This is a genomic window from Streptomyces sulfonofaciens (assembly GCF_014656295.1).
Lineage (GTDB): Bacteria > Actinomycetota > Actinomycetes > Streptomycetales > Streptomycetaceae > Streptomyces > Streptomyces sulfonofaciens.
The window spans coordinates 1-5,232 of the sequence record NZ_BNCD01000053.1; the positions used below are offsets into that span (position 1 = coordinate 1).

A 5,232-nucleotide genomic window follows, 5' to 3' on the forward strand; every position below is an offset into this window, starting at 1 on the left:
CCCCGGTCCGTCAGACCGAACGTCACTGCGGGGAGGCCGATCGCGAAGACGAGGGGCCCGCTGGGGCGTGACACCGGGCTCGACGAGGAGCTGGAGCTCGCCGTGGAAGCTGATGCCGTGCGATTTCCGGTGCGCCGAGATATGCGGCGTCGGTGCCGGCCAGCACGCCGGCCCTCCGGCTTCGAGCAATGCTGAGACGGCCGCCGGAGCCGCGTCGAAATCCCTGTGGGTAGCTCCCGAGGTCGCCCACGGGATGTCCGTCCATTCCTGCGGCCGTCGGCAGCGCGTCCGGGGGTCCTTGGCCAGGATGGCTCCGAAGCCCAGGCCGGTGATCGACGCCGGCGCGGTCAGGAGGATGACGAGCACACCGGCGCCTGCGACTCAGCTGATGAGCCTGGAGGTGTGGAGGACGTCGACGAACAGGTGTGCGAGCGCGTCGATGCCGGCGTCGAGTGCCAGGAGGGTGGCGTCGACGGCCAGGGCATGCGCTATGACGAGTCCCCCCGCGTGAGCGACCGCGGCAGGTTCCGGCGTCGGCGTGCGTATGGCTGTCGATGAGTCCCGGCAACAGGGTCGAGCCGCGGCCCTCGACACGCTCGACTCCCCGCAGCAGTGATCTCCCCGACGGCCACGACGCGTCCGTCCGCCATCGCCGTCTGGCTGCCCGAGGTCCGCCTCGCCGTCGAAGCCCCACGCCCCTTCGATGACGCATCGCGCCACGGCCGGCCCTTTGCACCGGCTCATATACACCAACCTGCGCATAAGCTTTGCGGCCGACGCTTCAACCTGCTGGATGCGCCCGGCGGCGGCCCCCATTCGATTATGAGGCTCACCTCAGGTTACAGTGGAGGCGGAAAATCGAGAGATGCCTCGACTTCACTGTGGAGAGCCCCGTTCGCTTCGCCTGCGCCGTGCGCCACCCCTGTCAAGGAGAACGCCGTGACCGTCAGTACCGCTCTCATCACCGGTTCGACCAGTGGGATCGGCCGCGCGACCACGCCGCCGCTCAGCGGCGGCCTGATCTCGTTCTTCGTCTCGTCCTGGCCGGGGTCCGCGCCGGAGGCCCGGGAGACATGGACACCGGGGCTGTGGCACAGGCGCCCTGCGGCAGGCAAGCGCACAGGCGAAACACCCGAAGCGCTATCGATTCCCCCTTCTCGCCCACGCCCACCAGGCAGGCAGCCGCGGACGACATTCTTGCCCGGCTCGACGAACTTACCGAGGACCGCGGCATTCCCGTCTCGAGCGAGGCGATCGACGCCCAACCCACCGTGCTCGCCAAGTGGGAGGGAAGCGCCTCCCCGCTCGTTCGGATCACCCCACCGAGCCCACCCTGGTCGTCAACGGTGACGAGGCCACCATGTCGCCGGCGGGCGACTCCTTCAGCCTGGTACGGCTGATCTCCGACACTCGGCTGAGCGCTGATCCCGACTCCGGGCACGCCGGTACCTTCCAAGACCAAAGCTCGTTCGAATTCCTCCGCGAGTGATTGTTCCCCTTGCCCGGCCTGCTCCGACAGGCCTGCCGGGCAGTCGGCACCCAGCGTCAAACACGGTCCAGCAGCGGGGACTCCGGTGAGCCAAGTCGCTCTTTGCCATGATTGTGCAAGTCAACGTTCGCGGGTGGGCGTGGCATTTCCTCTCGGGATCTTGTTCGTCCCAGGTGGAGCCATTGGCCCTTTCCTTCCGGACCATGACGGACGACGGGACATCCCGCCGGTCGAGACGCACGTGCCGTACCCGGTCAGCCGGTGCGCCGTAGTCGGATTGGACACGCTATGAACGACAGTCTGCGGTTCGTCGTTCTGGGGCGTCTGCGCGCCTGGCGAGGCGACGAGGAAATCGACCTCGGTTCCCCCCAGCAACAGGTGACCCTCGCACTGCTGTTGTTGCGAGAAGAACGTGCGGTAACGGCCAGGGACATCGCCGACGCGATCTGGGGCGACCGAGCACCCCACGCGGCGCTCGGTACCGTGCGCACGTACATCCATCGTCTCCGGCGCGTGCTGGCGAGGGAGTCAGACAAGAATGTCATCCGATCCGCCGACTCCGGTGGTTACCGGATGGTGATCGACCCGGCAGCCGTTGACGCTTTGTGTTTCCGCTCCGAGATCAACAGGGCGGCCGTCGCGCGTGCGGCCGGGAACGTCCCGGGCGCCGCCTCCCATCTGCGCTCCGCCCTTGCCCTGTGGCAGGGCGACGAACCGTTGGCCGGCATGCACGGCCGCTTCGTACAAATCCAGCGCGAGCAGCTGGTCCAGGCGAGGTCGGAAGCCCTGGAGAAGCTGTGCGAGGCGCACTTGGAGCTCGGTCAGCACACGGTGGCTGTCGAGGTTCTCCAACGGGCAGTCCTTGAGAACCCCCTGAGGGAGAAGTACCACGAGCTCCTGATGATGGCCCTGTACCAGCAGGAGCGCCAGGCTGAGGCCCTGTTGGTCTACGAGCGAGCGAGGCGGATCCTGGCTGACGAACTCGGCATGGACCCCGGCCCCGCACTCACCCGGCTGCACCAGCGCATCCTTCGGTCGGAGGCGATCCCGCTGCCGCAGGCACCGGCGTGCGTCTCCACCCAGTCCGCGGCACCTGCCCAACTGCCCGCCGACTTGCCAGTGTTCGTCGGGCGGGATCACGAACTCAACCGCGTCGCCTCCCTGGTACCCGGCGACGTGGCCGACTGGCCCCGCGGACCACGCGTCTGCCTGATCACTGGACCGGCGGCAGTCGGAAAGACAACCTTCGCCGTACGGCTGGCGCGCCGCGTGGCAGCACGGTTTCCCGATGGCCAGCTGTACGTGGACCTGCGCGGGTACGACCGCGAGGTCGACCCGGTGGACCCCGGGGAGGTGATCTGCGGCTTCCTGGACGCGCTGGGAGTTCCGCCCCACAACGTGCCCACCGAACCGCACGCGCAGGCCGCACGGTACAGAAGCGTGCTGGCGGATCGACGGGTGCTTATCGTGCTGGACAACGCGCGTGACACCGAGCAGGTGATACCCGTCCTCCCCGGTGGCGCGGGGTGTTTCGTGCTGGTGACGAGTCGGAGCAACCTCCCCGGACTCGTCTCCGTGACCAGCGCGCACGTCGAGTCGCTGGGGCTGCTCTCCCACGAGGAGTCCGTCGAAATCCTGACCAAACGCATCGGCGCTGCCAGAGTGACCGCCGAGCCCGAGGCCGTCCGAACGATCGTCGAGTCGTGTGTCAGGCTCCCCCTGGCCCTCGCCATCGCCGCGGCCCGCGCTGTGACCCATCCGGAGTTCCCTCTGGGATCGATCGCGGGAGAGCTGACGCAAACGCAGGACAACCTCGACGCGTTCGTCGCCACCGACGGCTCGCATGACGTGCGGGCAGTGCTTTCATGGTCTTACCGCGCGCTCAGTTCAGATGCGGCCCGGCTCTTCAGGCTGCTCGCGCTGCACTCCGGGCCCGACATCTCGCTGCCGGGGGCGTCGAGTATCGCGGGTCGGCCGGAGCGGACGACGCACCTGGCTCTTAGGGAGCTGGCCGACTCCCACCTGCTGCTGGAGGAGGTACCGGGCCGCTACACGAGACACGACCTCCTCCGCGCCTACGCGATGGAGCTTCTCGACGAGGCCGAGCGCGCGGAGACGCGCCACGCCGCTCTGCGGCGCATGCTCGACTACTACCTCCACAGCGCGATCGCGGCGGATGTCGCGCTTTCCCTGCATCGGGACATGAGCCCGCCCCCGTCGCTCGACCCGCCTGTAAATCATGCGCGGTTCAAGAGCTACGGGGAGGCCATGCGCTGGTTCTCCTTCGAGTACCCCACTCTGCGGGGGCTGGTAGAACAGGCGGCCGCCGCCGGCCTTCCGGACCACGCCTGGCGGCTGGCCTGGGCCCTCAGGCACTACCAGGACCGGCAGGGGCACTGGGACGAACTCGCGGTGACGCAGCAGATAGCGCTGAACGCAGCGACCGAACTGGGGGACCGTACCGCCCTCGCGTACGCGCACCGGGGCCTGGCGCGCGCCGAGTCTCAGCACGGTCGGTATGACTCGACTGCCTACCACCTCGAACGTGCGCGCGAGCTCTTCGAGGAGGAGGGTGACATGATGGGACTGGCCTACACGTTGCGCCAGTCGCACTGGCTCTTCCAACTGACAGGCGACATCGAACAGGCCCAGACCCAGGCAGTGCGAGCTCTTGAGCTCTTCAGGGCTGAGGGCTGGCATCTGGGGGAGGCAGCCGCCCTGGGCCTGATCGGCTGGGGCCACGTTCTGCACGGAAGCGCGCAAGATAGTCTGAGTTACAGCCGAGCGGCCCAAAGCAGGTTCCACGAGCTAGGAGAACGCTATGGCGAGGCCAGTGCGTTCGAGGCGATTGGTCTTGCCCTGCACCGGCTCGGCTCGTATGACGCGGCCATCCGCAACTACCGACGGGCGATCGAGATGTTCCATGAGCTCGGGGGCCGCCGGGACGAGATCGATGTCATGCTGCGACTCAGCGAGACGAACCGAGCGGCTGGCCAGGACCACGAGTACCTGCGCTCCATGAAAGCCGTGCGGGAGGCCCGCGCGGCGCTCGGCGCGGGATCCTGGCGCCTTCCCATCCCCATCTGCTAACTGCGGGAACCTGGTGCGACGCGGCTTCACCGCCAACAGACCGAACCGGTCGTGGGTCACCGACCTCGCCATGATCCACACCGGCGAGGGGCTCCTGTGGCTGTCGGCGATCCGGGACGCCTTCTCCCGCCGGGTCGTGGCCTGGGAGACCTCCGCCCACGCCGATGCTGATCTGGTCCTCACCTGCCTCGAATACGCCCTGGCCAGCCGCGAGGTTGGGCCGGGGCAACTGATTCATCATGCCGATCAAAGTTGTCAGTACACGTCCGTGAAGCTCACGACGCGCCTGGTCAGAGCCGGCATTCAAACGTCCATGGGGTCCCTCGGCGACTCCTACGACAACGCCCTCACCGAGACCCTGTGGATGCTGGTCAAGACCCAATGCGTCCGCGGCCGCACCTTCACCACCAGAGCCGATGTCAACCTCGCGCTCTTCGAGTACCTCGACGGCATCTACAACCCCCGTCGCTTCCAGAAACGCCCCCGGCTACCTCAGCCCCGTCGAGTTCGAGGAGAAGCACTACCCCAGCCGGGCAACGGCCGAACCAGTGAACCTGACATCACGTCGACCTGTCCTGAACCGCCCCGGCTCGTATGGAGACTCGATTTCATGAAAGGATCGGGTCATGGCACGACCCTCCCGTTACCCGCTT

General features: G+C 67.6%; 4 protein-coding genes. 3 read left to right on the forward strand and 1 reads right to left on the reverse strand.

The annotated features are described in order from the left end of the window. The coding region (locus tag IE313_RS35890) for a hypothetical protein (protein ID WP_373317134.1) at nt 1-366 on the reverse strand (366 nt) is incomplete at its 3' end. Between the two features lie 916 nt (nt 367-1,282). Between IE313_RS35890 and IE313_RS34450 the strand changes: the two genes are divergently transcribed. The 3 genes from IE313_RS34450 to IE313_RS34460 form a co-directional block, all read left to right on the forward strand. Continuing rightward, a complete protein-coding gene (locus tag IE313_RS34450; protein ID WP_189939305.1) occupies nt 1,283-1,489 on the forward strand; it encodes a hypothetical protein in 207 nt (68 codons plus the stop codon). Nucleotides 1,490-1,777: 288 nt separating this feature from the next. Further along, nucleotides 1,778-4,579 carry an AfsR/SARP family transcriptional regulator gene (locus IE313_RS34455; RefSeq protein WP_189939307.1) on the forward strand — a complete coding sequence of 934 codons (2,802 nt, stop codon included), beginning with the start codon at nt 1,778-1,780 and terminating at the stop codon, nt 4,577-4,579. 70 nt (nt 4,580-4,649) lie between these two features. Continuing rightward, a partial coding sequence (locus IE313_RS34460) for a DDE-type integrase/transposase/recombinase (RefSeq protein WP_189939310.1) occupies nt 4,650-5,232 on the forward strand: 583 nt, incomplete at its 3' end.

Bases quoted from the DNA above. Each gene is read 5' to 3' on its own strand.
- IE313_RS34455 (WP_189939307.1), top strand. From the start codon at position 1,778: ATGAACGACAGTCTGCGGTTCGTCGTTCTGGGGCGTCTGCGCGCCTGG.